The organism is Enterobacter cloacae complex sp. P27C (assembly GCF_014895705.1).
GTDB lineage: Bacteria > Pseudomonadota > Gammaproteobacteria > Enterobacterales > Enterobacteriaceae > Enterobacter > Enterobacter bugandensis.
Window position 1 is genome coordinate 1 of the sequence record NZ_JADBQB010000004.1, and the last position, 24322, is coordinate 24322.

Consider the following 24322-nt stretch of genomic DNA (forward strand, 5'->3'; position numbering starts at 1 on the left):
TGCCGAACTCAGAAGTGAAACGCCGTAGCGCCGATGGTAGTGTGGGGTCTCCCCATGTGAGAGTAGGGAACTGCCAGGCATCAATTAAGAAGAACCCCGTACCGTAAGGTGCGGGGTTTTTTGCTTTGTGCGCCGGAAAATACCGGATGACGGCTTCGCCTTATCCGGCCTACAGGTTTTGCAGGCCCGGTAAGCGCAGTGCCACCGGGAAATGCTAACCGCACGATCTTACCGGGAAGAGATACAGGAGTAAAAATAAGGTAAGGTTTTGATAAACGCAGAAAAGCAAAAACCCAGCCATAGGCTGGGTTCTTTAAATAGTGGTGCCCGGACTCGGAATCGAACCAAGGACACGGGGATTTTCAATCCCCTGCTCTACCGACTGAGCTATCCGGGCAACGGAGCGCATTAAACCGCAATCGCGCCTTATCGTCAACATTATTTCAGGAAAAGCTGTTCAACTGCTTAAGTTTGCGGCAATCTGTACGTTTTCACCGTGAAAATGCACAAATCTTCCAGACAATACCGGGCCGTGCGGCAATGCTGATGACAACAGGAGGGCAGTATGGCAAACGACTGGCTTGAGCTCCGTCAGCATGCGGATACCGGCATTGAAACGATTAAAGCGCACTTCGAAGGCCATGCCTTCGATCCCCACTGGCACGATAGTTATCTGGTCGGGATTACCCTTTCAGGCACCCAGCAGTTCCACTGTCGTCGCGAACGCCACCGCAGCCATCCTGGTGATGCGTTCTTACTGGAGCCGGGTGAAATTCACGACGGCGACGCGCCTGTGGAAGGAGGCTTTACCTATCTCACCTTCTATCTTGACGAGCAGTGGCTGACGCGTACCCTCCGTGGATTATATGAGGCCACGCCGGATCCCTACTCGCTTCACTTTGCTCAAACGCTAACGCGAGAACCTCAGCTGGTCCGTTCTATCGGCGAGACGTTTAACGCGTTGCATAGCGATGAGATGAAAATTGTTCAGCAGAGCACAATGGATAAGCTGCTCTCTCAGATCACCTCCCATTGCCACTGGCGTAAGAAACTCCCGTCGCAGCTACAGAGCGCTGCCGTGGCGCATCGCGCACGCGACTATCTTTATGCGCATATCGGCGAGAACGTGGGGTTGTCAGACCTTGCGCGCGAGACGGGCACGGATCGCTTTACGCTGACGCGCTGTTTTAAGCGCGAGTTCAACCTGGCACCGCACGCCTGGCTTATTCAGCTGCGTCTGGCAAAGGCGCGACAGCTGCTGGCGCACGGCGAACAGCCTGTTAATGTGGCTACAGCGCTCGGTTTTGCCGACCAAAGCCATCTGGGACGCTGGTTCCAGCGTGCATACCGCATTTCCCCTGCCCACTACCGCCGGTTGTGCACAAACCTTCCAGACGTTTCCAGAAAATAGCAGCACAGTAATGGCTCTAACAAAAAAGGAGCCATCTGTGAGTCTGATGCCTTATCTGCTGTTTGCCTTTGTCGCGTCGATAACGCCCGGCCCGACGAATATCCTCGTTCTCACTAACAGCCAGCACTTTGGCGTGAAAAACACCATTCCCGCCATTATGGGGGGATGTATTACGGCGAGTCTGATTGTGCTGATATCGGGTGCCGGCGCCGGGGAGGTGCTGCGTCAGTTTCCTCTGATACGCCAGGCAATGAGTTGGGCGGGCGTGCTGTGGCTAACCTGGATGAGCTGGCAACTGTATCGGGCGCCTGCGGCGAATCTTTCTGAGAAGACGCCTCATCGCTTCACCGCGCAAGCCGCAGCGCTGCTGCAGATGGTGAATCCGAAAACGTGGATGATGGCGCTGGCGGTAGTGAGTCTTTTTGCTCCCGCGAGCATTCATCCGTTAAGAGGTATTGCGCTGATGGCGCTATGGTTTTTACTGATTTCTGTGATGTGCCTGATGTGCTGGGCGTGGCTGGGGAAGGCGGTAAACCGGGTGTTTCGCACCACCGTGGCGATGGTGCGGTTTCAGCGCCTGATGGCGCTATGTCTGCTCGTCTCCGCCTGGGCGGGCATGCTGGTCTAGGTTAACGCCCCGCCCATACGACACTGGGCAAAGCGCAGAATGTCTTCCGCCAGGCGGTGCGCCGTATCCACATCGGCCTGGCTACGGTTCACCAGCATGCGGCTCAGGCAACCCTCCAGTACGAGCTCCATCTGCTTAGCGACCATTGCCGGGTCATCCACTTCAAGCGTTGTCAGCAGTTCGTGGGTGAAGTCATGCGCCGCACGTTTTTGCTGATCCGCCAGCTGGTGTATTGGATGGCCAGGATCGGGATAAAACGTACAGGCAGCAATAAACAGGCAGCCTGGATAACGATTGTTGCTGACGCACTCTGTCAGGGCGGTGTAGCGCGCTAACAGTTTTTGCTCAGCGGTCAGCTCTTCATTCAACATTAGCTGCCTGCGCCAGATATCCACCTGCTGGCTAAGATAGCGTAGGGCATCATAAAGCAGCGCCTCTTTATCCGGCCAGAAGCGCTTAAGCTCATCCAGAGGGTAATCGATACGGTCGGCTACCATCTCAAGCGTGGTGCTGGCGATCCCTTGAATCTCAAGTAGTTGCAGGGCTTGTCCCAGTACGTCTTCGCGTTGCACGGTTATCTCCTCCGCTATTCCCAACGGTATGTCCCGTCTAAAGTGTTGTTTACGGTTGGCGATTGCGCAAATGCGCGCTGAATGCCGGTGCGTCCATAAACCCGGTTACACGCTGTTCTGGCAGCTCTTCCCCCTGCTCATTGAAGAACAGAATGGTTGGCAGCCCGAGTACGGTAAGGTGTTTAAGCAGGGCCTTATCCTGCGCATTGTTGGCTGTGACGTTTGCCTGAAGGAGTACCGTCTCTTTCAGGGCATTTTGCACCTGAGGATCGCTAAAGGTGTATTTTTCAAACTCTTTGCAGGCAACACACCAGTCGGCATAGAGGTCGAGCATCACCGGTTTGCCTTTTGCCTGCGCCAACGCGCTGTTGAGCTCATCGACGTTCTTAACGTGTATAAAGTTTAAATGTGCCTGCGTCTGGCCCACAGGCGAGCCGAACGCCCAATCCTGAAGCGGGCGCACGCTCACCAACGCGGCGGCGAGCAGGAGAATTTGCACCAGACGCATCCACGCTTTTTTTGCCCCCAGGCTGACGATAAACGCCCAGGAGAAGAACGCCACGCCGAGCATGGCCCACAGGCGCAAACCCCACGCGTCACCCATGATGCGCTCCAGCAGGAACACCGGGAGCGCCAGGATGACAAAGCCGAACGCGGTTTTCACCGTCTCCATCCACGGGCCGCTCTTCGGCAGCAGGCGGTTGCCAAACACCGTCACCAGAATCAGCGGCAGGCCCATCCCCAGCGCGTAAAGATACAGCGTACCCCCGCCGAGCCACATATTACCGCTCTGGGCGATGTACAGCAGGATAGCGCTCAGCGGTGCTGTAGTGCAGGGGGAACAAATCAACCCGGCGATGGCGCCCATTGCGAACACGCCGCCCGCAGACCCACCCTGCTGGCGATTGCTCATCAGCGTTAAGCGGGTTTGCAGCGAAGAGGGCAGCTGAAGCGTGAACAGGCCAAACATCGACAGCGCCAGCAGAATAAATACGGCTGACAGGCCGATTAGCACGTAAGGGTGCTGAAGCGCTGCCTGGAACTGCAGTCCGGCCGCGGCGACCACGAGGCCGAGGGCGGTATAGGTGAGCGCCATGCCCTGCACATAAATAAAGGCCAGGAGCAGCGCCCGGGCGGTAGAAAGGCGCTGTTTGCCGCCCAGTACAATCCCGGAGATAAGCGGGTACATCGGCAGGACACAAGGGGTAAAGGCAATGCCGATACCAATCAGTAAGGCCCAAAGTGCTGAGAACGGCAGATCGGAAGCAGCTTTGGCTTCGCCTTCATCCCTCACCCTGTCCCTCTCGCCTGAGGGGAGAGGGGAGGCAGCCGCTTTAACTTCAGTAAGCGGAACGACCTTCGTTTCAGGGGGGTAGCAGAAGCCCGCGTCGGCACAGCCCTGATACGTAACCGTCAGCGTGGCATCTTTATCCGCCTGATTCACCGTAACGGGCACGCTTAAGCGCTGGCGATAAATTTCACTTTTACCGTAGAACTCGTCCTCATGCCATTCGCCAGCGGGCATCTGCAATGCGCCAACGTTAGCCTTTGCCGGCGTGATGCTGACCTGCTTGCGGTAGAGGTAGTAACCCTCTTTCACCTGCCAGGTCAGATTGAGATCGTGCTGGTTTTGCTGAAAGTCGAAAATGAACGCCTGGTCGGCGGGAATAAAGTTCGAACGGCCGGGCGCGTCAAACAACCCGGCAAATACTGACGTGCTGCACAGCAGCAGGATCAGCGTAAAGAAGCGTTGAGCCATGAGAGATAGTCGTTATCGCCGTGGACCACTGGCAGCACCAGCAGCTCCGGGGTTTGATAAGGATGATGAGACTTGAGGCAGTCAAGGAGCGCCTGCTGATTCGCCAGATTGGTTTTGAGCAACATCTGGACTTCATACTCCTGCTCCAGCTTGCCTTCCCAGTAATAAAGGGAGGTCGCGCCGGGGAGCAGCGTGACGCAGGCTGCCAGTTTTTCGGCCAGCGCTTTGGCGGCGAGATCCTGGGCAGAGGCTTCATCAGGGGCGGTACAAAGTACGACAACAGCATCAGGCGTGTTCACAAGTCGACCTCCTCATCACGAAAGTCTTCACTATATCACGCCATGCGATTGGTCATTAATGAAACGGGCCGCAGAGCGGCCCGATTTTAACTATTTTTACAACGGCTAACCGTTTACAGCACAATGCCACCGATGATAAAGCCGAGGACGACGCAAAGCGTAATCGCCACCACGCCCGGGATCAGGAACGCGTGGTTAAACACGTACTTACCGATGCGGGTTGAGCCGGTGTCATCCATCTCAACCGCGGCCAGCAGGGTTGGGTAGGTTGGTAGCACGAACAGGGCGGAAACGGCCGCAAAAGAGGCAATCGCCGTCAGCGGCGTCACGCCCAGCATCAGTGCCGCAGGCATCAGCGCTTTGGTGGTGGCAGCCTGAGAGTAAAGCAGCGTCGCGGCAAAGAACAGTACCACCGCCAGCAGCCACGGGTAGTTGTGCAGCAGGTCGCCGGCAACGGTCTGGATGTCGCTGATGTGCGCTTTCACAAAGGTGTCACCGAGCCACGCCACGCCCAGTACGCACACGCAGGCGCTCATACCGGATTTGAAGGTGCTGGCGTTCAGCACTTCGCTGGTGTCGATTTTACAGGTGATGCTAATCAGCGTGGCGATGGTCAGCATGAATACCACAATCGCTTCGTTACGCGGCAGCACCGGGTTCTGGATCAGCCCCACGGTGTCGCTGATGGCGGTCGCGTAGAACATCACGGCGACGATACCGATCAGGAACAGCAGCACGGAGCGTTTCGCGTGCGGCTTCAGCTCGAATACCTGGCTACCGCGCAGGCTCACTTCACCTTTTGCCAGACGCTCCTGGTAAACCGGATCGTCTTTCAGCTCGGCACCGAGGAAGTTACACAGCACGGCGGTAATCATCACCGCAATCAGCGTGACTGGAATACAGATCGCCAGCAGCGTCAGGTAGCTCACGCCCATCGGCTCAAGGATACCTGCGAAGAAGACTACGGCGGCTGAGATTGGCGACGCGGTGATCGCAATCTGCGACGCCACCACGGCAATAGAAAGCGGACGAGACGGGCGAATCCCCTGTTCTTTTGCCACCTCGGTGATCACCGGCAGCGTGGAGAACGCCGTGTGGCCGGTTCCCGCGAGAATGGTCATAAACCAGGTCACCAGCGGGGCAAGGAAGGTGATGTATTTCGGATGGCGGCGCAACATGCGCTCCGCCAGGCTCACCAGGTAGTCCATACCGCCCGCCACCTGCATGGCCGCAATAGCGGCAATAACCGCCATGATGATTTCGATAACGTCAAAAGGGATTGCGCCGGGTTTAATCTGAAAGATAAGGGTAAGTACGAGCACCCCGAGACCGCCGGCAAAACCAATGCCGATACCCCCGAGCCGCGCGCCCAAATAAATCGCCAACAGGACGATGACGAGTTCTGCTCCAAACATAAAGACCTGCCTTGCTTATTAACAAGTTGATATTGAATTGTTGTATTTAGGTAACGCCTAAAAAGAAAAAAGGCACGTCACAAGTGACGTGCCTTTCGGAAGCCTAGCCTGAACTGTTACTGTTCGCTTTCATCGGTATATCGTTTCGCTTTATATGCCGGATGCATCAGGTTCTGGGCCGAGAAGATATCGTCCAGCTCGGCTTCGGTCAACAGTCCACGCTCCAGCACGACTTCACGCACGCTCTTACCGGTTTCGGCGCAAATCTTACCAACGATGTCACCGTTGTGGTGGCCGATGAACGGGTTGAGGTAAGTAACGATCCCGATGGAGTTATAAACATAGCCTTCACAGACTTCTTTATTCGCGGTGATGCCGTTAATGCATTTTTCCAGCAGGTTGTAGCAGGCGTTAGTCAGGATGTGAATGGATTCAAACATAGCCTGGCCAATCACCGGCTCCATCACGTTCAGCTGCAGCTGACCGGCTTCTGAAGCCATGGTCACGGTGGTGTCGTTACCGATGACTTTAAAGCAAACCTGGTTCACCACTTCTGGCACTACCGGGTTAACTTTGGCTGGCATAATGGAAGAACCCGCCTGCAACTCTGGCAGGTTGATTTCGTTCAGGCCAGCGCGCGGGCCGGAGGAGAGCAGGCGCAGGTCATTACAGATTTTGGACAGTTTCACCGCCAGACGTTTCAGGGCGCTGTGTACCATTACGTACGCGCCGCAGTCGGATGTGGCTTCAATCAGGTCTTCCGCAGGCACCACAGGAAGGTTAGACACTTCCGCCAGCTTCTGAACCGCCAGTTGCTGATAGCCATCCGGGGTGTTCAGACGCGTACCGATGGCGGTGGCGCCCAGGTTCACTTCCAGCAGCAGCTCGGAGGTGCGCAGCAGGTTTTTGGTCTCTTCGTTAAGCAGCACGTTAAACGCGTGGAATTCCTGACCGAGGGTCATTGGCACCGCGTCCTGCAGCTGGGTACGGCCCATTTTCAGAATGTCCTGGAACTCAACGGCCTTACGCTGGAAGCCATCGCCCAGCTGGTTGATCGCGTCGACCAGTTTGACCACGGAGGCATACACCGCGATGCGGAAGCCGGTTGGGTAGGCGTCGTTGGTGGACTGGCATTTGTTAACGTGGTCGTTCGGGTTGAGGTACTGGTATTCACCTTTCTGGTGGCCCATCAGCTCAAGGCCGATGTTTGCCAGTACTTCGTTGGTATTCATGTTGACGGAGGTACCCGCGCCGCCCTGATAGACGTCAACCGGGAACTGGTCCATGCATTTGCCGTTGTTCAGCACTTCATCGCAGGCAGCGATAATCGCATTTGCCGCGCTTTTAGGAATGGTTTGCAGCTCTTTGTTCGCCAGCGCTGCGGCTTTCTTCACCATCACCATGCCACGGACAAACTCAGGGATATCGCTGATTTTGCTGTTGCTGATGTAGAAGTTTTCAATCGCTCTCAGAGTGTGAACACCATAGTAGGCATCCGCTGGAACTTCCCTGGTACCCAACAAGTCTTCTTCGATACGAATGTTGTTTAACATGTGAACCTTCTTTTCAAGCTGCCGATGGATTGTACTAAACACACAACATATATGTGGTTTTGAATATTTTCTGACCGACGATTATTCCCTCAATCGGCCAGATGTTCGAGATCATATGCTGATGATAGCGAATTGCCGTAAGCTGGATCACTTATTATCGACCCGATTCCATGATAATTATTAATCTGTGAAATGTGTCACCGCTTTAATATTTCCGAAAAAAATATCCGTGCAAACCGATTGAATTTTGGCTAACCGTCTCCATCTCTTACAAACGCGTGACGCGAACACATCAGACAGGTGCCAGATGGCACCTGCCACACAGGAGATGCCAGTGCGCTGGATACCGTTTATTGCTTTCTTTCTCTATGTTTACATTGAGATTTCTATTTTCATTCAGGTAGCTCACGTGCTGGGCGTCCTGCTGACGCTGATTCTGGTGATCTTCACCTCCGTCATCGGCATGTCGCTGGTGCGTAATCAGGGTTTCAAAAATTTCCTGATAATGCAGCAGAAGATGGCCGCAGGCGAAAGCCCGGCAGAAGAGATGATCAAAAGCGTGTCGCTGATTATTGCTGGCCTGCTGCTGATCCTGCCGGGGTTCTTCACCGACTTCCTCGGCCTGCTGTTGCTGTTGCCGCCGGTGCAGAAGCACCTGACCATGAAGCTGCTGCCGCACCTGCGCTTCAGCCGCATGCCGGGCGGCGGGTTCAGCACAGGGCCAGGCGATACCTTCGAAGGGGAGTATCAGCGCAAGGATGAACAGCGCGACCGTTTAGACCATAAAGACGATCGATAATTTTTTTGCCCGGTGGCTTCGCTTACCGGGCCTACGGATTTTTCCGCTTCGGTAAAAACGCCCACAGCCCCGCCAGCATGACGATGGCGTACGCACTCTTCCATCCCACCATCGCCAGCAACAGCAGGCACAGCATGCCCCCGACGACCGCCAGTGCTTTATAGCGACCTTTCAGCAGACGACAGCCCGCCAGCATGCACAGCAGGTAGATCATGATGAAAATACCGTTGGCGTAGATAATTAGAGCATCGAGGTTGATGTCGAGAAGATAAATACCCAGCGAGCTCAGGACGCAGCAGCCCAGCACGGCATTCAGCGCATTCATCGGGAGTTGACGTTTAGACAACCGCGCGAGGCGGCTCTCAGGTTTGTAGCGCGCCTGTGACCACACCAGACGGGCGAAGCTCTGGATATAAATGTTGAGGCTGGCAAAGCAGGCGAGATAGCCAATCACACAGGCCACCCATAGCGCCTTCACGCCGAAAAGTTTAACCACGATACCCGGTAGCGATGCGGCGGCGGCTTTATCTTCGCCGAACGCGTCGAAGTGCAGCACCAGCACGGTACAGGCCCAGTATACGGTGCCCGCCAGCAGTAAACCAATCATCAGAGCGCGGGGAAAATCACGCTCGGGCTGTTTAAACTCGGATGCCAGGTGAGCGAACGCTTCAAGTCCAACAAAACACCAGAACATGACGGATAACGCAGCGAAAAGCTGTGAATGGTCGATATCGTTTATCGCAGGGAAGGGGATATCCGCTACGGTAATGTTACCCGCAAACCAGATGGCGACGATCAGCACGACGATCAACGCTGCAACCAACGTTTGCAGATTCGCGCTTGAACTGGCTCCGCGCGAGCCCACCCACCAGACGATCGCCAGCGTACCCAGCTCAGCCAGCAGCAGTTGTTCGTCGTGCCAGCCAAACAGCGCCTGTCCAAAGCCGGTGGCGATATGCAGGGCTGCCGGAAGGCCAACGGGTATTACCGACAAAAACAGCCAGCCGGTTACGCGCTCCATGCGCGGACCAAACGCCATGCCGACAAAATGCGCTACGCCGCCCGCGCTGGGGAAGTGCCGCCCGAGTATGGCAAACACAATCGCCACCGGGAACACCAGCAGGATCAGCACCGGCCATGCCCAAAGACTGTTATTTCCGGCGACCAGCGCCGCCAGTGCCGGTACGGCAAACACGCCGGTACCTAACAAGGAGGTTGAAAGCAGGCCAACGCCCTGCGCCAGCCCCAGCTCCTGCCTGAGTCCACTCATTTACCTTGCCCTGCCACCATCAAAAGAGAGTGGATGGTAACACTTTCGCAAATTTTTTTTCGATTCCCCCTTGAAGGGGTAAAAAGCTATCCCCATCTCTCAGGGCACTAGTCGGAAAACCGCATGCGGGCCGGCGTCATCCATAACTGATAATGACTTTCTCAAAGGAGAGCTATCAATGAGTATTCGTCCGTTACATGATCGTGTGATCGTCAAACGTAAAGAAGTTGAAACCAAGTCTGCTGGCGGCATCGTTCTGACCGGTTCTGCAGCAGCCAAATCAACGCGTGGCGAAATCATCGCTGTCGGTAAGGGCCGCATCCTGGAAAACGGAACTGTGCAGCCGCTGGACGTTAAAGTTGGTGACATCGTAATTTTCAACGATGGCTACGGCGTGAAATCCGAGAAGATCGACAATGAAGAAGTGTTGATCATGTCCGAGAGCGACATTCTGGCAATTGTTGAAGCGTAATTTACGCACGAGAATTTGAGGAAATAAGAACATGGCAGCTAAAGACGTAAAATTCGGTAACGACGCTCGTGTAAAAATGCTCCGCGGCGTAAACGTACTGGCAGATGCAGTTAAAGTGACCCTGGGCCCGAAAGGCCGTAACGTAGTGCTGGATAAATCCTTCGGCGCGCCAACCATCACCAAAGATGGTGTTTCCGTTGCACGTGAAATCGAGCTGGAAGACAAGTTCGAAAACATGGGCGCGCAGATGGTGAAAGAAGTTGCCTCTAAAGCGAACGACGCTGCAGGCGACGGTACCACCACCGCGACCGTACTGGCGCAGGCTATCATCACTGAAGGCCTGAAAGCCGTTGCTGCGGGCATGAACCCAATGGATCTGAAACGTGGTATCGACAAAGCTGTCGCATCCGCTGTTGAAGAACTGAAAGCGCTGTCCGTACCGTGCTCTGACTCTAAAGCCATTGCTCAGGTTGGTACTATCTCCGCTAACTCTGACGAAACCGTAGGTAAACTGATCGCTGAAGCGATGGATAAAGTCGGTAAAGAAGGCGTGATCACCGTTGAAGACGGTACCGGTCTGGAAGACGAACTGGACGTGGTTGAAGGTATGCAGTTCGACCGCGGTTACCTGTCCCCATACTTCATCAACAAGCCAGAAACTGGCGCTGTTGAGCTGGAAAGCCCGTTCATCCTGCTGGCTGACAAGAAAATCTCCAACATCCGTGAAATGCTGCCAGTGCTGGAAGCCGTTGCGAAAGCAGGCAAGCCGCTGGTTATCATCGCTGAAGATGTTGAAGGCGAAGCGCTGGCGACCCTGGTGGTTAACACCATGCGTGGCATCGTGAAAGTGGCTGCGGTTAAAGCACCTGGCTTCGGCGATCGCCGTAAAGCAATGCTGCAGGATATCGCTACCCTGACCGGTGGTACCGTGATCTCCGAAGAGATCGGTATGGAGCTGGAAAAAGCGACCCTGGAAGACCTGGGCCAGGCGAAACGCGTTGTGATCAACAAAGACACCACCACCATCATCGACGGTGTGGGTGAAGAAGCCGCTATTCAGGGCCGTGTTGGTCAGATCCGTAAGCAGATCGAAGAAGCCACTTCCGATTACGACCGTGAAAAACTGCAGGAGCGCGTAGCTAAACTGGCTGGCGGCGTTGCGGTAATCAAAGTTGGTGCGGCGACCGAAGTTGAAATGAAAGAGAAGAAAGCACGCGTTGACGATGCCCTGCACGCCACCCGTGCTGCGGTAGAAGAAGGCGTAGTTGCTGGTGGTGGTGTCGCGCTGGTGCGTGTAGCCGCTAAGCTGGCTGGCCTGACCGCTCAGAACGAAGACCAGAACGTGGGTATCAAAGTTGCGCTGCGCGCAATGGAAGCTCCTCTGCGTCAGATCGTGTCCAACGCCGGTGAAGAGCCGTCTGTGGTTGCGAACAACGTGAAAGCGGGTGAAGGTAACTACGGTTACAACGCGGCAACTGAAGAATACGGCAACATGATCGACTTCGGTATCCTGGACCCAACTAAAGTGACCCGTTCTGCTCTGCAGTACGCGGCATCTGTAGCTGGCCTGATGATCACGACCGAGTGCATGGTAACCGACCTGCCAAAAGGCGACGCGCCTGACTTAGGTGCTGCTGGTATGGGCGGCATGGGTGGAATGGGCGGCATGATGTAATCATGTTGTTCTGAACCTCTCAGAACGAACCCCGGGCAGAAATGTCCGGGGTTTTTTATTGCCGCTACTCAAATGTTCCCTTCACGCATGCTACGCCTTCGCACACCATCTGACGGCCTTTCGCCCAGACCTCGCGGATCTTCATGTCATCCGTCAGCACCAGGAAATCGGCATCGCATCCGGGCGCGAGCCGCCCCTTATGCTCCAGCCCGAGAAACTCCGCTACGTTACGCGTAAACGGCAGAAGCGCCTCCTCCAGCGGCAGGTGATACCGGCTGACCAGTTGCTGCAGCGTCTGAGGCAGAGATTCGAACCCGGCTACGCCAATGCCCACCAGATTACCGTTCGCGTCAAAATTCGGTTGGCTGCCGTTACCGTCCGAGCTGAGCGTAAGCCGGTTAAACGGCACCTGTGCTTCACGGGCCGTCGCGATGGCGGTGGCGGCATCAATGGGCTCACTGATGCTGGTGGTGATGTCGATATAGCCCCCGTCGCGGGCATAATCCAGCGCGGCGAGGAACAGCGCCTGGTCGCGGTTAACGTGGGTTGGCAGCAGCTTCGTGCGTGGCACGTCGGCGTTTTTCAGGATGTTAAGCAGCGGCTCCAGCAGCTTCGGGCTGTTGCCGAGGTGAAACACGGATATGCCCGCTTTGGCGCCCAGCAGCCCGCCGACGCGCGACTGGGCGGCCATATTCGCGAGCTGGTCATCCGCTGGTGCGGAAGAGCGATGGTCGGAAATCGCGCATTTCACGCCGATGATTTTATCAATCAGCGCCACATCCTTTTCGATGCTGCCGGTAATCGTCGGAGAAGGCAGCCCGTATGCGCCTGTCAGCATCCACGCGCTGATCCCTTCATGCTCAAGCGCCCGCGTTTTTGCCAGCAGAGATTCGGGATGACGGGTCACGCCGTCGGTACCCAGCAGGCCAACAACGGAGGTGATGCCCGCCGCCACCAGCGCGGACAACCGTACCTCCGGCGTCCGGGTGTGCGGACCGGCTTCACCGCCGCCGCCGATCAGGTGTACGTGCTGATCGATAAAGCCTGGACAAACCACCGCCCCGGCGAGATCGGTTTCAGGACAGCTAAGCTGGATTGCTGCGCGATCCGTTTTTTCAATCGCGACGATTTTTCCCCCGGCGATCAGCAGATCGCAACGTCCCCGATCCTCCGGCGCGTAAAGGTGCACATTGCGGAAAAGATGGGGTTCCAGCACTGAAAAATCCATTTTTATCTCCTCAGAAGAGTAGCTGCATTACCCACATTGAGAGCAGGGCGTTAATGACGCAGACGGTAATGATGTGCGGATAATACTTCGGGTTAACGCCTGCGGTGCCCAGACAGCGGCCGGTGTTTTGCACCGGATTGCCCATCAGATAGATGGCGGGCAGCAGAACGGTGGCATCGTGGCCGTTGAGCGTGCCGGCAGCCACCAGGCTGGCGCAAACCCCCACGCCGCCGCCCATACTCATCACCGAGGCCAGCAGGACCGTTGCCGCCGCGCCCGGAAGCCCCCACAGGGCCATAATTGGCTCGCAAATATTGCCAACAATATCCAGCAGGCCGGTCACCTTGAGCGCCTGAATGATGACAAACGCCATAACCACGTTCGGCAGCAGGCTGGTGGTGGCGATGGTAAAGCCTCGGCGGGCGCCATCGATAAACATGTCCATGATATTTTTACGCGGCTGGGCGATCATTTTTTTCCTCCTGAATACGACGATCTTCCATGTGAGCGATCCACAGACGCAGGAGGTTCGCGCCAACAAATTTAAACATCAGTATGACGGCCAGCGGCGTGATTACCGGGACGGTAATAAACGTGAAGAGTGCGGCGCCGGAAGAAAAATAGTTGGTAATGATGGCGCTACCGCTGGTCTGGAAGGTGGCGAAAATGGCGCGCTCGCGATCGGTAATAGCCCCTTCGTCGGTCAACTCTTTGGTCATCCCTGCTGCGGCATCGGTATTTTGCAGGTTGGCGATGAGGGCCAGAGAGCAGACGCCCGGTACGCCAAGCAGCGGGCGCAAAATGGGCGTCATCAGCTGTTGCGCGGCACGCAGCCCGCCCAGCCCCTCGGTGACGGCAATGATCCCGAGCGATAAAATGACCGAAGGCGCCAGTTCAAGGGCAAATAAGAAACCGTCTTTCGCCCCCGTGCCGCCCTCACCGCGAAACGTGAGCGCGCCGTTCACCGGACCGAAGCTGCCGTTTAGGACGGTAAAATCCAGCACGCGCCACCATTCGGAACTTTTGGCGAAAAAGCCTGAGAAAAATACGATGGTGAGCACAAACGCCAGATAGCCCACCCATGTTACCTTTTCCTCTCCTGAGGATGATGCACTCATGAAACCCCCTGTTTTAATCGCGTACAAAAGTTGTACGTCGCAACACTAAAAACGATCGAGGGCTAAAACACGATATCCCAAAGGGCATTATCAGAATTCATTTAAGATGTCGGAGGAGTGATGTACGGAATCCGGCTCGCATAAATGCGCGGGGATTTTTCTTTTAGTCATCTTTTAGGTATAAGATTTACACACGGACAATTACTGTCCAGCTTATTGAAAACGAGGAATAACATGCGCGTAAAAGTCTGTGCAGGGATCGTAGGAGCAGCGTTGCTGCTGGCGGGTTGTAGCTCCAGCAATGAACTGTCGGCAGCGGGCCAGGGCGTTCGCTTTGTGGAAGATAAGCCAGGCAGCGAATGCCAGCTGTTAGGCACGGCCACCGGTGAACAAAGTAACTGGATGTCGGGTCAGCACGGTGAAGAAGGTGGCTCTATGCGCGGCGCGGCGAATGCCCTGCGTAACCAGGCTGCTGCAATGGGGGGGAACGTGATTTACGGCGTGAGCAGCCCGACGCAAGGAATGCTCTCCAGCTTCGTGCCAACGGCCAGCCAGATGAGCGGCCAGGTCTATAAGTGCCCGAACTGAGTTTACTTGCTGATGGCGCTGCGCCTCACCTCGTAGGGCAGGTAAGCGTAGCGCCACCTGCCTTTTAGCGCTGCCGCAGTTGCAAATCCAGCGGCGTCTTACTCGGCTCTCCGCCAATCTCGCGTGCCAGCTTCGGCACCATATAACCTGAAACCAGCGTTAACAGCTCGCGCATAATTTGTCGGGCTTCCTCATCCGTCACCATGAAATGCGCCGCGCCCTGCACGCGATCCAGCACATGCAGGTAATAGGGCATCACGCCTGCGTCAAACAAGGCATTGCTGAGATCGGCCAGCACCCGGGCACTGTCGTTCACGCCGCGCAACAATACGCTCTGGTTGAGCAGCGTCACGCCCGCCTTACGCAGACGCGCCATCGCCGCGCGAAATTCATCGTCGATCTCGTTCGCGTGGTTGATATGGTTTACCAGCAGCACCTGTAGACGTGACTGCTCCAGGCGCGTGACCAGGGCGTCGGTAATACGCGCCGGGATGACGATCGGTAAACGGCTGTGAATGCGCAGACGCTTAATGTGCGGGATGGCTTCAAGCTGCGTCAAAAGCCAGTCCAGTTCATGATCTTTTGCCATCAGCGGGTCACCGCCGGAAAAAATAATCTCATCCAGCTCTGGATGGGCGGCGATATAGTCCAGCGCAACCTGCCAGTTGCGCTTATTTCCCTGGTTTTCGGCATACGGGAAGTGCCGACGGAAGCAGTAACGACAATTTACCGCACAGCCGCCTTTTACCAGCAGCAGGGCGCGATTGAGATATTTGTGCAGTAAACCCGGCACCACGCTGTTTTGCTCTTCCAGCGGATCGGTGCTGTAGCCCGGCGCTGTAATAAACTCATCCTGCGACGTAAGGGTTTGTTTTAATAAAGGATCGTCAGGGTTGCCTTTTTCCATGCGCGCAACAAACGCGCGGGGAACGCGCAGGGCGAAAAGTCGCTTTGCCTCACGGCCAGCAAGCAACTCCGGATGCTGATCGAGGTCTAAAAGACGCAGCAATTCATCAGGACTGGTGATTACATCGGCAAGTTGCGATAACCAATCTTCTCTGGATGGGGTGTTTAGGGTTACAATATGCGCCATTTTGTGGCTTAGCTACCAGTTAACAAATTTAGAGGGCCTTATGGCAACGTACTATAGCAACGATTTTCGTGCTGGTCTTAAAATCATGATGGACGGCGAACCGTACGCGGTTGAAGCCAGCGAATTCGTTAAACCAGGTAAAGGCCAGGCATTCGCACGCGTTAAGCTGCGCCGCCTGCTGACCGGCACCCGTGTTGAGAAAACCTTCAAATCTACTGACTCCGCTGAAGGCGCTGATGTTGTCGATATGAACCTGACTTACCTTTACAACGACGGTGAGTTCTGGCACTTCATGAACAACGAAACTTTCGAGCAGCTGTCTGCTGACGCGAAAGCGATTGGCGATAACGCGAAGTGGCTGCTGGATCAGGCTGAGTGCATCGTGACCCTGTGGAACGGCCAGCCTATCGCCGTTACCCCACCAAACTTTGTTGAGCTGGAAATCGTTGAAACCGATCCAGGTCTGAAAGGTGACACCGCGGGTACTGGCGGCAAGCCAGCAACGCTCTCCACCGGCGCTGTGGTGAAAGTACCGCTGTTCGTACAGATCGGTGAAGTGATCAAAGTGGATACTCGCTCCGGCGAATACGTATCCCGCGTGAAGTAATTTACGTCATGATTCAAGGCGCAGCGCCCGCTGCGCCTGATTTTTGCAGGCAGGGATGATGAAACGTACCGTTAAAATTCTGCTTCTGTTAGCGCTCTCCAGCGTACTGCTTTCCGGCTGTAACACCGCCCGTGGCATGGGGGAAGATATCCAGGACCTCGGTCATATCATTTCTCACGCAGCCAGCTAAGCCCGTCTAATTTTCCTAAAATTGCTTCCTTTTCCGTCAATCGGCGGGATCTTGTCTATTCTTAAGTTGCTATACACAAAACAACTTTGGCTATAAAAGGAAGATATTATGGTTAAGAAAACAATTGCAGCGATCTTTTCTGTCCTCGTGCTTTCCTCCGTGTTGACTGCATGTAATACCACCCGCGGCGTAGGGGAAGATATCTCCGACGGTGGTAACGCGATTTCTGGTGCAGCAACTAAAGCTCAGAACTAATGAAGCATGGACGGTACGGCACGTGAGTTTCACCGTACCGTCAATTATCTGCTTCCTGAAGGGATAAAAACGGTGAAAAGCGTGTATCCATATGCAGCTTCATGCGGATATTGCGTTTATAGGTATAAACCGTTTTTCCGTTAATGCTCAGGTGAGCGGCTATCTTTTGGTTGCTCGCGCCGTCCATCCATAACGTCAACACTTTCTCCTCCTGTCGTGTCAGCAAGGGGGCGGCCACCGTCGGGCGGTACGTGCTTGCGCGCGAAATTAACGCGTCATTGATAACCGTCGCGATTTCCTCAAGCGGGGCATTTTTCATTAGCGAAGACCAGACCGGGAAGTTCCCGAGCCAGGTCGCCAGGTCCTTGTCCTCTCCCGATTGCAGCATAATAAAAGGTAATTTTTCGCTGGCGTTCAGCAAGGAAGAGAGTTGCTGGAAATGGTGAATATCCTGCCTGAAACCATGCAGGTCAGCGATGACCAGCTCAGGTTTCCATTGCAGAATGTGCTCCCTGGCGAGGAATAGATTGTTCAGCCCGGTCACAACGTAGTGCCCCGGGAACAAACCGGAATGATTGAGCCATGCTTCAAACCCGGTGCGGGTGAAGTGACAACGGTCAATCAAAAGAATCTTGAACATATTTTATTCGCAGTCGGCTAGTGGTTTGGCTTCCTGCCATCAGAAAGCACATCATCATAGAGAAGTCCGATGAGCTATAAATGCCTGAACTCCGCGCCATACTGCGGCTATTTCTGGGCTTAACGCGTTCATCAGAAAATGATTGAAAAAAAATCGCACGCTAACCAAAATATGGGGTGTTATCTGCCTTGCGGGACGACCCGTAAGCGCTTCCTTCATCGGGGACGGCCCCAACTGTTTTTAAGTTAAGGAGCCCGAGATGTCCTGGATTATTCTCTTTATTGCTGGTCTGCTCGAAGTGGTATGGGCGATTGGTCTCAAGTACACCCACGGATTTACCCGCCTGACGCCCAGCGTTATTACCGTTACGGCGATGATCGTGAGCATTGTTCTGCTATCGTGGGCAATGCGTTCTCTGCCCGTGGGAACGGCCTATGCCGTCTGGACGGGGATCGGTGCCGTAGGCGCGGCGATTACCGGCATTCTGCTGCTGGGTGAGTCAGCGAGCCTGGCGCGCATTGCCAGCCTCGCTCTGATTGTTGCCGGTATCATTGGGCTGAAGCTCAGTACCCATTAACGGGGCTGTTTTACCCAGATGAGTTTCGACACATCAAACCCCTGTCGGGTCGCGACGTCCAGCATCTGCTGTTTCATTTCTGACGAAATAGTTGGCGTGCGGGAAAGTATCCACAGATAGTCGCGATCCGGCCCGCAGACCAGCGCGTGACGGTACTCTCTGTCGAGTGCTATCACGTTATAGCCGCCATAAAACGGACCGAAGAAAGAGACTTTGAGCGCGGCCCGTCGCGGGTCGCCAGTGAAGTAGGCTTTCCCGACCGACTGCTGCCACATCTCACGATCGGGATTATAGCCCCGATTGATCACCTGAATACCGCCATCATCCATTGGGCTGTAATTAGCAGTAACCTTCTCTAAGCCCTGCTCAAACCGATGGTCGAGGCGCGCGATTTCATACCATGTTCCAAGGAAGCGTTGTGCATCAAAAGGCGTGACGACGGTAACGCCAGGAGGTGGGGTAGGGGAACTGCAGGCCACCACTAAAAACGCGGCTGTCACCGCGGCGATAACAGGCAAAATGCGCATAGGAGTTTCCTTACTGTTTTTTGTTAAGTGTAGATGACGGCAAGGAAAATGTGGTTTTTGTGCGGTGTGTTTCGCCGGGTAAGCGCAGCGCTACCCGGCAATGTTTTACTGCAGCGCGTCGAGGATACGGTATGCCGCCTCAACTCGCGCCGGGTTCGGATAGCTTTTATTCGCCAGCATCACAATGCCGAGCTGCTTTTCAGGAATAAAGGCCACGTAGCTGCCAAACCCGCCGGTGGAGCCCGTTTTGTGCACCCATGAGGCCTTAACCGGGGGAACGGGTGGACTCACTTCTCTCGCAGGCAACGGTGCCAGCGCCACCTTGTTATCACTGCCTCCGACGACGGTTTTGGCATCGACCGGCCAGTTAAGCATCTCCCAACCTAACCCCTGATACATGGCACCCACGCGCCAGTAGCGAGACTGCGCCAGCGTAATGCCTTGCTTCAGGGACGTATCCTGCAGCGCGTCAGGGGCCATATTGGCCATCACCCAGCTCGCCATATCCTGCACGTTGGTTTTCACGCCATATGCCTCTGCGTCCAGCATGCCCGGTGAAACGTGGACCGCTTTACCGTCACGATATCCCCAGGCGTAATGCGTCTCCTCCGCTTTCGGAACGTTAATCCAGGTATGATCCAGCTTGAGCGGCTTAAAGACCCGCGCCGTCATGGCCTGCTCATAGCTCATGCCGGAAGGTTTGACCGCCAGCGCGCCAAAAAGACCGATGCTGGAGTTGGCGTAAAGACGCGTTGTGCCCGGCTTCCACTGAGGCTGCCAGTTTTGATAGAAGCGCAGCAGGGATGCGTTATCTGTAACCTCATCGGGCACCTGTAAAGGCAGGCCACCGGCGGTGTAGGTTGCCAGATCCAGCATGCGAATCCCTTGCCACTGCTTGCCGGTCAGTTCAGGCCAATATTTAGTTACCGGATCGCCCAGCGAAATTTCGCCGCGGGCAATAGCATCGCCCCCCAGCACGCCGGTGAAGGTTTTACTTATAGAGCCCAGTTCGAACAGGGTTTGCGGGGTGACGGGTTTGTTCGCCGCGATATCGGCCTTTCCAAAGGTAAAGTAGTGTGGCTGGCCCTGATAAATCACGGCCACCGCCATGCCTGGAATACCCTGCGCTTTCATCAGGGGCGTAACGTTGCGTTCTACCACGTCAGCCAGCTGTTTTTCCGACATCGGCGCGGCGAGTACAGAGCAGGATGTGCTGAGCAGCAGGGCGCAGCAAAGGAATTTTTTCATCATCAATTATCTTCCATAATAGCAGGTCAAGGGAGTGTCCGGGCCCGGCAGACCGCTGTAGTCTGTTGGATTTGACTATGGCTGACAAACGGTTAAATTTAGCATGAGCTGTTAATTTTTCTAACGGATGGAACAATGACCCGCAGCTATCTTCCGCTTAATTCGCTTCGCGCCTTCGAAGCGGCCGCCCGGCACCTCAGTTTTACGCATGCCGCGATAGAGCTGAACGTCACCCATTCCGCCATCAGCCAGCACGTTAAGGCGCTGGAGCAGCATCTGAATTGCCAGCTGTTTGTCCGCGTCTCGCGCGGCCTGATGCTGACCACGGAGGGGGAAAATCTGCTGCCGGTGCTGAATGATTCATTCGATCGTATCGCCGGAATGCTGGATCGCTTTGCCAGCCAGCGCGCTCAGGAGAAGCTAAAAATTGGCGTAGTAGGGACTTTCGCCACGGGTATCCTGTTCTCTCAGCTCGCGGACTTTCGCCGCTGTTATCCGCATATCGATCTTCACCTTTCCACCCATAACAACCGCGTCGATCCGGCTGCTGAAGGGCTTGATTATACGATCCGCTACGGTGGTGGAGCGTGGCACGGCACCGAGGCGCAGTTCCTGTGCCCTGCGCCGCTGGCGCCGCTTTGCTCGCCCGAAATCGCCGCCGTGCTCCAGTCTCCGGCCGACATCCTGAAGTTTACCCTGCTGCGCTCTTACCGACGCGACGAATGGTCGGCGTGGATGCAGGCGGCAGGCGAGCATCCTCCGTCGCCAACGCACCGGGTGATGGTGTTTGATTCGTCTGTCACCATGCTGGAAGCCGCACAGGCAGGTATGGGCATTGCCATTGCGCCTGTCGATATGTTTACCCATTTGCTGAACAGCGAGCGCATCGTGCAGCCGTTTACAACGCAAATTGATCTGGGCAGTTACTGGTTAACGAGACTGCAGTCGCGGGCTGAAACGTCCGCAATGCATGAATTTGCCCAGTGGCTGGTGGCAAAGATGCAGAAATAAAAGGCCCGCCGGATGGCGGGCCAGAAGCGTCAGATGGTGACCACGGCAATCAGCGTCACCACTGTCAGGATGGTTGCCAGCCCGTAGAACACCCATTTACCGCTCGGCACATGGATTTTCAGGTCATGCATCGCATGGTGAATGCGGTGCAGGCCGCACCACAGCGGCAGGACGATCATCAGGAAGATGAACACGCGGCCAATAAAGCTGCTCGCAAACGCCAGCACGCGCTCGTAGCTCAGCGCATCGCCCGGGAATAGCCCCAGCGGCAGCATAATGCCGACCAGCAGGATGATCACCGGGGCGATGATGGCACTCCACATGCCGCCTGCGCCAAACAGGCCCCAGAAGACCGGCTCGTCTGAACGTTTTGGATTTGGATTGATCACAGTAGTCTCCTTACCAGAACAGTGCGACAAACAGAATGACAACAGTGACCAGGATCGTCACTGCCCATAGCCCTTTAATGACCGGCTCCGGCCCCATTTTTTCGTCTTTAATGATGATGTTTGCCGCTTTTGGCGCCAGTTCAAACCAGGTTTTGGTATGAAGTAGCGCCGCCGCGAGCGCGATCAGGTTCAGAACCACGATGATTGGGTTTTGCAGGAAACCGACAAAGTTCGCCCAAGTTTCCGGCCCGTGTTTAAGGGCAAAAACGCCATACATTAACTCAAGGCTGAACCAGACCGCCGGTACCGCCGTGCCTTCACGCAGCATATAGAAGCGATAAAACGGCAGGTTTTTCCACCAGGTGGACGGCACAGGCCGCACGTAGGCTTTGCGTTTAGTCGTCATCATGCACTCCTTAGCGTGGTTTCAGGGTAGCGATAAGAAAGTCTTTCGAGCTTTCCACTTTACCCTGCTGAATTGCGGCGGCCGGGTCGACGTGCTTCGGACAGACTTCGGAGCAGTAGCCCACAAACGTACAGGTCCAGACGCCGTTCTGGCCGTTTAGCTGCGCCATACGTTCTTTTTTGCCGTGGTCGCGGCTGTCTTCGTTATAGCGGTGCGCCAGGGTAATGGCGGCCGGGCCGATGAACTCCGGGTTCAGGCCAAACTGAGGACAGGCGGCGTAGCACAGGCCGCAGTTGATGCAGCCGGAGAACTGATGGTATTTCGCCATCTGCGCCGGCGTCTGGGTGTTTGGACCCTGCTCCGGCGTGCGCGGGTTGCCGATGATGTACGGCTTAATCGCTTCCAGGCTTTCGATAAAGTGGGTCATATCGACCACCAGATCGCGCTCAATCGGGAAGTTGCCCAGCGCTTCAACCTTAATGCCCCTGGTGTAATCACGCAGGAAGGTTTTACAGGCCAGCTTCGGTACCTTGTTGACCATCATGCCGCAGGAGCCGCAGATCGCCATGCGGCAGGACCAGCGGTAGCTCAGGTCCGGCGCCAGGTTGTCTTTGATATAGCCGAGCGCATCCAGGAGGGAGGTTTGCTCGTCATAAGGCACTTCGTAGAAAGCGCTGTGGGGGGCGGTATCCACTTCCGGGTTGTAGCGCACCACTTCAACTTTCAATTTTTGCATCTCAGCCATTCGCCTTCTCCTTCTTCTCGGCGGCTTCTGCTTCTGCGCCATACACGCGTTTAGCCGGTGGCAGCGTGGTGATTTTCACGTCGCTGTAGTCCAGACGCGTGGTGCCATCCGCATCGCGCCAGGCGAGAGTGTGTTTCAGGAAATTGACGTCGTCACGTTCGGTGCAGCCTTCGTCCAGACGCTGGTGGGCGCCGCGAGACTCTTTACGCGCCAGCGCAGAGTGCGCCATACATTCCGCGACGTTCAGGCCGTGGCCAAGCTCAATGGTATAGAGCAGGTCGGTGTTGAAGACGCTGGAGGTATCGGTGATGCGCACGCGCTTGAAGCGCTCCTGCAGTTCCGCCAGCTTGTCGACGGTTTTCTGCATCAGTTCCGGCGTACGGTAGATACCGCAGCCTTCTTCCATCGACAGGCCCATCTCGTCGCGGATCTTCGACCAGTTCTCGTTGCCTTCCTGGTTCACCAGATCCTTCAGGCGTTTTTCAACGTCTGTGACCTGCGCATCCAGCGCCGCACCGTTTGCTTCGCCTGCGGTCGCCGCACGCTCCATGGCGCGCTCGCCCGCCATGCGGCCAAAGACGACCAGCTCTGCCAGCGAGTTAGAGCCCAGACGGTTGGCGCCGTGCAGGCCGACGGAGGAACACTCGCCCACGGCGAACAGCCCTTTAATGCGGGTTTCACACTGCTGGTCGGTTTCAACCCCGCCCATGGTGTAGTGCGCGGTTGGGCGTACCGGTATCGGCTCTTTCACCGGGTCGACGCCCACGTAGGCTTTTGCCAGTTCGCAGATAAACGGCAGACGCTCCAGCAGTTTCTTCTCGCCCAGGTGACGCAGGTCGAGATAGACCACGTCGCCGCGCGGCGTTGAGATGGTGTTGCCCTTGCGCCACTCGTGCCAGAAGGCCTGAGAAACTTTGTCGCGCGGGCCGAGCTCCATGTATTTGTTCTTCGGCTCGCCGAGCGGGGTTTCCGGGCCCATGCCGTAATCCTGCAGATAACGGTAGCCGTTTTTGTTGACCAGAATACCGCCTTCACCGCGGCAGCCTTCCGTCATCAAAATGCCGGAGCCCGGCAGGCCGGTTGGGTGATACTGCACAAACTCCATATCGCGCAGCGGCACGCCGTGGCTCAGCGCCATGCCCATCCCGTCGCCGGTGACGATGCCGCCGTTGGTGTTGTAGCGATAGACGCGTCCCGCACCGCCCGTTGCCATCACCACCGCATTGGCGCGGATCTGGACGAGCGTGCCTTCCATCATATTCATCGCCACCAGGCCACGTGCATGACCGTCGTCGACCAGAATGTCGAGGACAAAATGTTCATCGAAGCGCTGAATTTGTGGGAACTGAAGGGAGGTCTGGAAGAGGGTGTGCAGCATGTGGAAGCCGGTCTTATCGGCGGCGAACCAGGTGCGTTCGATCTTCATGCCACCGAAGCGGCGGACGTTAACGCTGCCGTCCGGGCGGCGGCTCCACGGACATCCCCACTGCTCGAGCTGGGTCATCTCCGTTGGGCAATGGTGCACGAAGTAGTCAACGACATCCTGTTCGCAAAGCCAGTCGCCCCCTGCAACCGTGTCGTGGAAATGGTATTCGAAGCTGTCATGATCCTGCGCGACGGCGGCGGATCCTCCTTCTGCTGCCACCGTGTGGCTGCGCATCGGATAGACTTTTGAAATCAATGCGATTTTAGCGTTCGGGTTGGCTTGTGCCGCAGCAATTGCAGCGCGTAATCCAGCCCCGCCAGCGCCTATTACGGCAAGATCGGCTTGAAAAGTTTGCACGACATTCCTCCAGATTTTTGTTTTCCCGCAATGCGATGAACTAAAGGACGTTCACCTGCCCGAA

Annotated in this window: 28 protein-coding genes and 1 tRNA gene; 11 read left to right on the forward strand and 18 right to left on the reverse strand. The window is 55.8% G+C overall.

Annotated elements, in window-relative coordinates; all coding sequences use genetic code 11:
• Positions 1 to 321: 321 nt before the first annotated feature.
• A tRNA-Phe gene (locus tag IM291_RS08725) sits at positions 322 to 397 on the reverse strand.
• 168 nt (positions 398 to 565) lie between these two features.
• On the opposite strand from IM291_RS08725, the gene IM291_RS08730 reads away from it, so the two are divergent.
• Both IM291_RS08730 and IM291_RS08735 read left to right on the forward strand, forming a co-directional pair.
• The gene (locus IM291_RS08730) at positions 566 to 1411 is read left to right on the forward strand and encodes an AraC family transcriptional regulator (RefSeq protein ID WP_192986651.1); all 846 of its coding nucleotides are present in this window, start codon (positions 566 to 568) and stop codon (positions 1409 to 1411) included.
• 37 nt (positions 1412 to 1448) lie between these two features.
• Positions 1449 to 2039 carry a LysE family translocator gene (locus tag IM291_RS08735; RefSeq protein ID WP_192986652.1) on the forward strand — a complete coding sequence of 197 codons (591 nt, stop codon included), beginning with the start codon at positions 1449 to 1451 and terminating at the stop codon, positions 2037 to 2039.
• Here the strand turns inward: IM291_RS08735 and IM291_RS08740 are convergent.
• The 5 genes from IM291_RS08740 to aspA all read right to left on the reverse strand — a co-directional run bounded on the left by IM291_RS08740 (position 2036) and on the right by aspA (position 7637).
• Positions 2036 to 2611 carry a transcriptional regulator gene (locus tag IM291_RS08740; protein WP_028015225.1) on the reverse strand — a complete coding sequence of 192 codons (576 nt, stop codon included), beginning with the start codon at positions 2609 to 2611 and terminating at the stop codon, positions 2036 to 2038. The two genes, IM291_RS08735 and IM291_RS08740, sit on opposite strands and share 4 nt — an antisense overlap.
• 49 nt (positions 2612 to 2660) lie before the next feature.
• A complete protein-coding gene (locus IM291_RS08745) occupies positions 2661 to 4370 on the reverse strand; it encodes a protein-disulfide reductase DsbD (protein WP_047366961.1) in 1710 nt (569 codons plus the stop codon).
• Complete coding sequence (cutA, locus tag IM291_RS08750) at positions 4346 to 4669, reverse strand: divalent cation tolerance protein CutA (RefSeq protein WP_028015227.1); 324 nt, start codon at positions 4667 to 4669, stop codon at positions 4346 to 4348. The genes IM291_RS08745 and cutA overlap by 25 nt, the downstream gene beginning before the upstream one ends.
• Positions 4670 to 4782: 113 nt before the next feature.
• Positions 4783 to 6084, reverse strand: a complete 1302-nt coding sequence (locus IM291_RS08755; protein ID WP_008502949.1) for an anaerobic C4-dicarboxylate transporter — start codon at positions 6082 to 6084, stop codon at positions 4783 to 4785.
• 116 nt (positions 6085 to 6200) lie between these two features.
• Positions 6201 to 7637, reverse strand: a complete 1437-nt coding sequence (gene aspA / locus IM291_RS08760) for an aspartate ammonia-lyase (RefSeq protein WP_003855923.1) — start codon at positions 7635 to 7637, stop codon at positions 6201 to 6203.
• A 334-nt stretch (positions 7638 to 7971) separates the two neighbouring features.
• Here aspA and IM291_RS08765 point away from each other — a divergent pair, with 334 nt between their 5' ends.
• Positions 7972 to 8436, forward strand: a complete 465-nt coding sequence (locus IM291_RS08765; RefSeq protein WP_028015228.1) for an FxsA family protein — start codon at positions 7972 to 7974, stop codon at positions 8434 to 8436.
• Positions 8437 to 8467: 31 nt separating this feature from the next.
• Here the strand turns inward: IM291_RS08765 and yjeH are convergent, their stop codons facing one another.
• Positions 8468 to 9706 carry an L-methionine/branched-chain amino acid transporter gene (gene yjeH, locus IM291_RS08770; protein WP_192986654.1) on the reverse strand — a complete coding sequence of 413 codons (1239 nt, stop codon included), beginning with the start codon at positions 9704 to 9706 and terminating at the stop codon, positions 8468 to 8470.
• A gap of 178 nt (positions 9707 to 9884) precedes the next feature.
• Between yjeH and IM291_RS08775 the strand changes: the two genes are divergently transcribed.
• On the forward strand, positions 9885 to 10178 hold the full coding sequence (locus tag IM291_RS08775; protein ID WP_003855929.1) for a co-chaperone GroES: 294 nt from the start codon (positions 9885 to 9887) through the stop codon (positions 10176 to 10178).
• Positions 10179 to 10209: 31 nt separating this feature from the next.
• On the forward strand, positions 10210 to 11853 hold the full coding sequence (groL, locus tag IM291_RS08780; protein ID WP_023310114.1) for a chaperonin GroEL: 1644 nt from the start codon (positions 10210 to 10212) through the stop codon (positions 11851 to 11853).
• 64 nt (positions 11854 to 11917) lie between these two features.
• Here groL and iadA read toward each other — a convergent pair whose 3' ends face one another.
• From iadA to IM291_RS08795, 3 genes are read right to left on the reverse strand one after another with little or no spacing between them, the layout of a single operon-like run.
• A complete protein-coding gene (gene iadA, locus IM291_RS08785; RefSeq protein ID WP_192986656.1) occupies positions 11918 to 13081 on the reverse strand; it encodes a beta-aspartyl-peptidase in 1164 nt (387 codons plus the stop codon).
• Between the two features lie 10 nt (positions 13082 to 13091).
• On the reverse strand, positions 13092 to 13553 hold the full coding sequence (locus IM291_RS08790) for a YjiG family protein (protein WP_028015231.1): 462 nt from the start codon (positions 13551 to 13553) through the stop codon (positions 13092 to 13094).
• Positions 13534 to 14199, reverse strand: a complete 666-nt coding sequence (locus IM291_RS08795; protein ID WP_192972006.1) for a nucleoside recognition domain-containing protein — start codon at positions 14197 to 14199, stop codon at positions 13534 to 13536. Before IM291_RS08795 ends, IM291_RS08790 begins: the two co-directional genes overlap by 20 nt.
• A 234-nt stretch (positions 14200 to 14433) precedes the next feature.
• Between IM291_RS08795 and IM291_RS08800 the strand changes: the two genes are divergently transcribed.
• Positions 14434 to 14787, forward strand: coding sequence for a DUF4156 domain-containing protein (locus IM291_RS08800; RefSeq protein WP_014882205.1), 354 nt, complete (start codon positions 14434 to 14436; stop codon positions 14785 to 14787).
• Positions 14788 to 14851: 64 nt separating this feature from the next.
• Here the strand turns inward: IM291_RS08800 and epmB are convergent, their stop codons facing one another.
• The gene (epmB, locus tag IM291_RS08805) at positions 14852 to 15880 is read right to left on the reverse strand and encodes an EF-P beta-lysylation protein EpmB (RefSeq protein WP_028015233.1); all 1029 of its coding nucleotides are present in this window, start codon (positions 15878 to 15880) and stop codon (positions 14852 to 14854) included.
• Positions 15881 to 15920: 40 nt separating this feature from the next.
• On the opposite strand from epmB, the gene efp reads away from it, so the two are divergent.
• The 3 genes from efp (at position 15921) to ecnB (ending at position 16932) form a co-directional block, all read left to right on the forward strand.
• On the forward strand, positions 15921 to 16487 hold the full coding sequence (gene efp, locus IM291_RS08810; protein WP_003855940.1) for an elongation factor P: 567 nt from the start codon (positions 15921 to 15923) through the stop codon (positions 16485 to 16487).
• Between the two features lie 58 nt (positions 16488 to 16545).
• Entirely contained in the window at positions 16546 to 16677 is a 132-nt protein-coding gene (locus tag IM291_RS08815; protein WP_028015234.1) for an entericidin A/B family lipoprotein, read from the forward strand.
• A 108-nt stretch (positions 16678 to 16785) separates the two neighbouring features.
• Entirely contained in the window at positions 16786 to 16932 is a 147-nt protein-coding gene (ecnB, locus tag IM291_RS08820; RefSeq protein ID WP_003855942.1) for a lipoprotein toxin entericidin B, read from the forward strand.
• Positions 16933 to 16972: 40 nt separating this feature from the next.
• Here the strand turns inward: ecnB and IM291_RS08825 are convergent, their stop codons facing one another.
• Positions 16973 to 17572, reverse strand: coding sequence for a LuxR C-terminal-related transcriptional regulator (locus IM291_RS08825; protein WP_028015235.1), 600 nt, complete (start codon positions 17570 to 17572; stop codon positions 16973 to 16975).
• Positions 17573 to 17831: 259 nt separating this feature from the next.
• On the opposite strand from IM291_RS08825, the gene sugE reads away from it, so the two are divergent.
• The gene (gene sugE, locus IM291_RS08830; protein WP_006178944.1) at positions 17832 to 18149 is read left to right on the forward strand and encodes a quaternary ammonium compound efflux SMR transporter SugE; all 318 of its coding nucleotides are present in this window, start codon (positions 17832 to 17834) and stop codon (positions 18147 to 18149) included.
• Here sugE and IM291_RS08835 read toward each other — a convergent pair.
• Entirely contained in the window at positions 18146 to 18676 is a 531-nt protein-coding gene (locus IM291_RS08835) for a lipocalin family protein (RefSeq protein WP_028015236.1), read from the reverse strand. The genes sugE and IM291_RS08835 overlap by 4 nt on opposite strands.
• Before the next feature lie 105 nt (positions 18677 to 18781).
• Positions 18782 to 19927, reverse strand: coding sequence for an ACT family cephalosporin-hydrolyzing class C beta-lactamase (gene blaACT, locus IM291_RS08840; RefSeq protein WP_192986658.1), 1146 nt, complete (start codon positions 19925 to 19927; stop codon positions 18782 to 18784).
• Positions 19928 to 20059: 132 nt separating this feature from the next.
• Here blaACT and ampR point away from each other — a divergent pair, with 132 nt between their 5' ends.
• Positions 20060 to 20935 (forward strand): LysR family transcriptional regulator AmpR, encoded by an 876-nt coding sequence (ampR, locus tag IM291_RS08845; protein ID WP_192986659.1) that lies wholly within the window; start codon positions 20060 to 20062, stop codon positions 20933 to 20935.
• Positions 20936 to 20964: 29 nt separating this feature from the next.
• Here the strand turns inward: ampR and frdD are convergent, their stop codons facing one another.
• From frdD to frdA, 4 genes are read right to left on the reverse strand one after another with little or no spacing between them, the layout of a single operon-like run.
• The gene (gene frdD / locus IM291_RS08850; protein ID WP_000609653.1) at positions 20965 to 21324 is read right to left on the reverse strand and encodes a fumarate reductase subunit FrdD; all 360 of its coding nucleotides are present in this window, start codon (positions 21322 to 21324) and stop codon (positions 20965 to 20967) included.
• Positions 21325 to 21334: 10 nt separating this feature from the next.
• Entirely contained in the window at positions 21335 to 21730 is a 396-nt protein-coding gene (gene frdC / locus IM291_RS08855; RefSeq protein ID WP_028015239.1) for a fumarate reductase subunit FrdC, read from the reverse strand.
• A 10-nt stretch (positions 21731 to 21740) separates the two neighbouring features.
• Entirely contained in the window at positions 21741 to 22475 is a 735-nt protein-coding gene (locus tag IM291_RS08860; RefSeq protein WP_126326202.1) for a succinate dehydrogenase/fumarate reductase iron-sulfur subunit, read from the reverse strand.
• Complete coding sequence (gene frdA / locus IM291_RS08865; protein WP_192986661.1) at positions 22468 to 24258, reverse strand: fumarate reductase (quinol) flavoprotein subunit; 1791 nt, start codon at positions 24256 to 24258, stop codon at positions 22468 to 22470. Before frdA ends, IM291_RS08860 begins: the two co-directional genes overlap by 8 nt.
• Positions 24259 to 24322 lie beyond the last annotated feature (64 nt).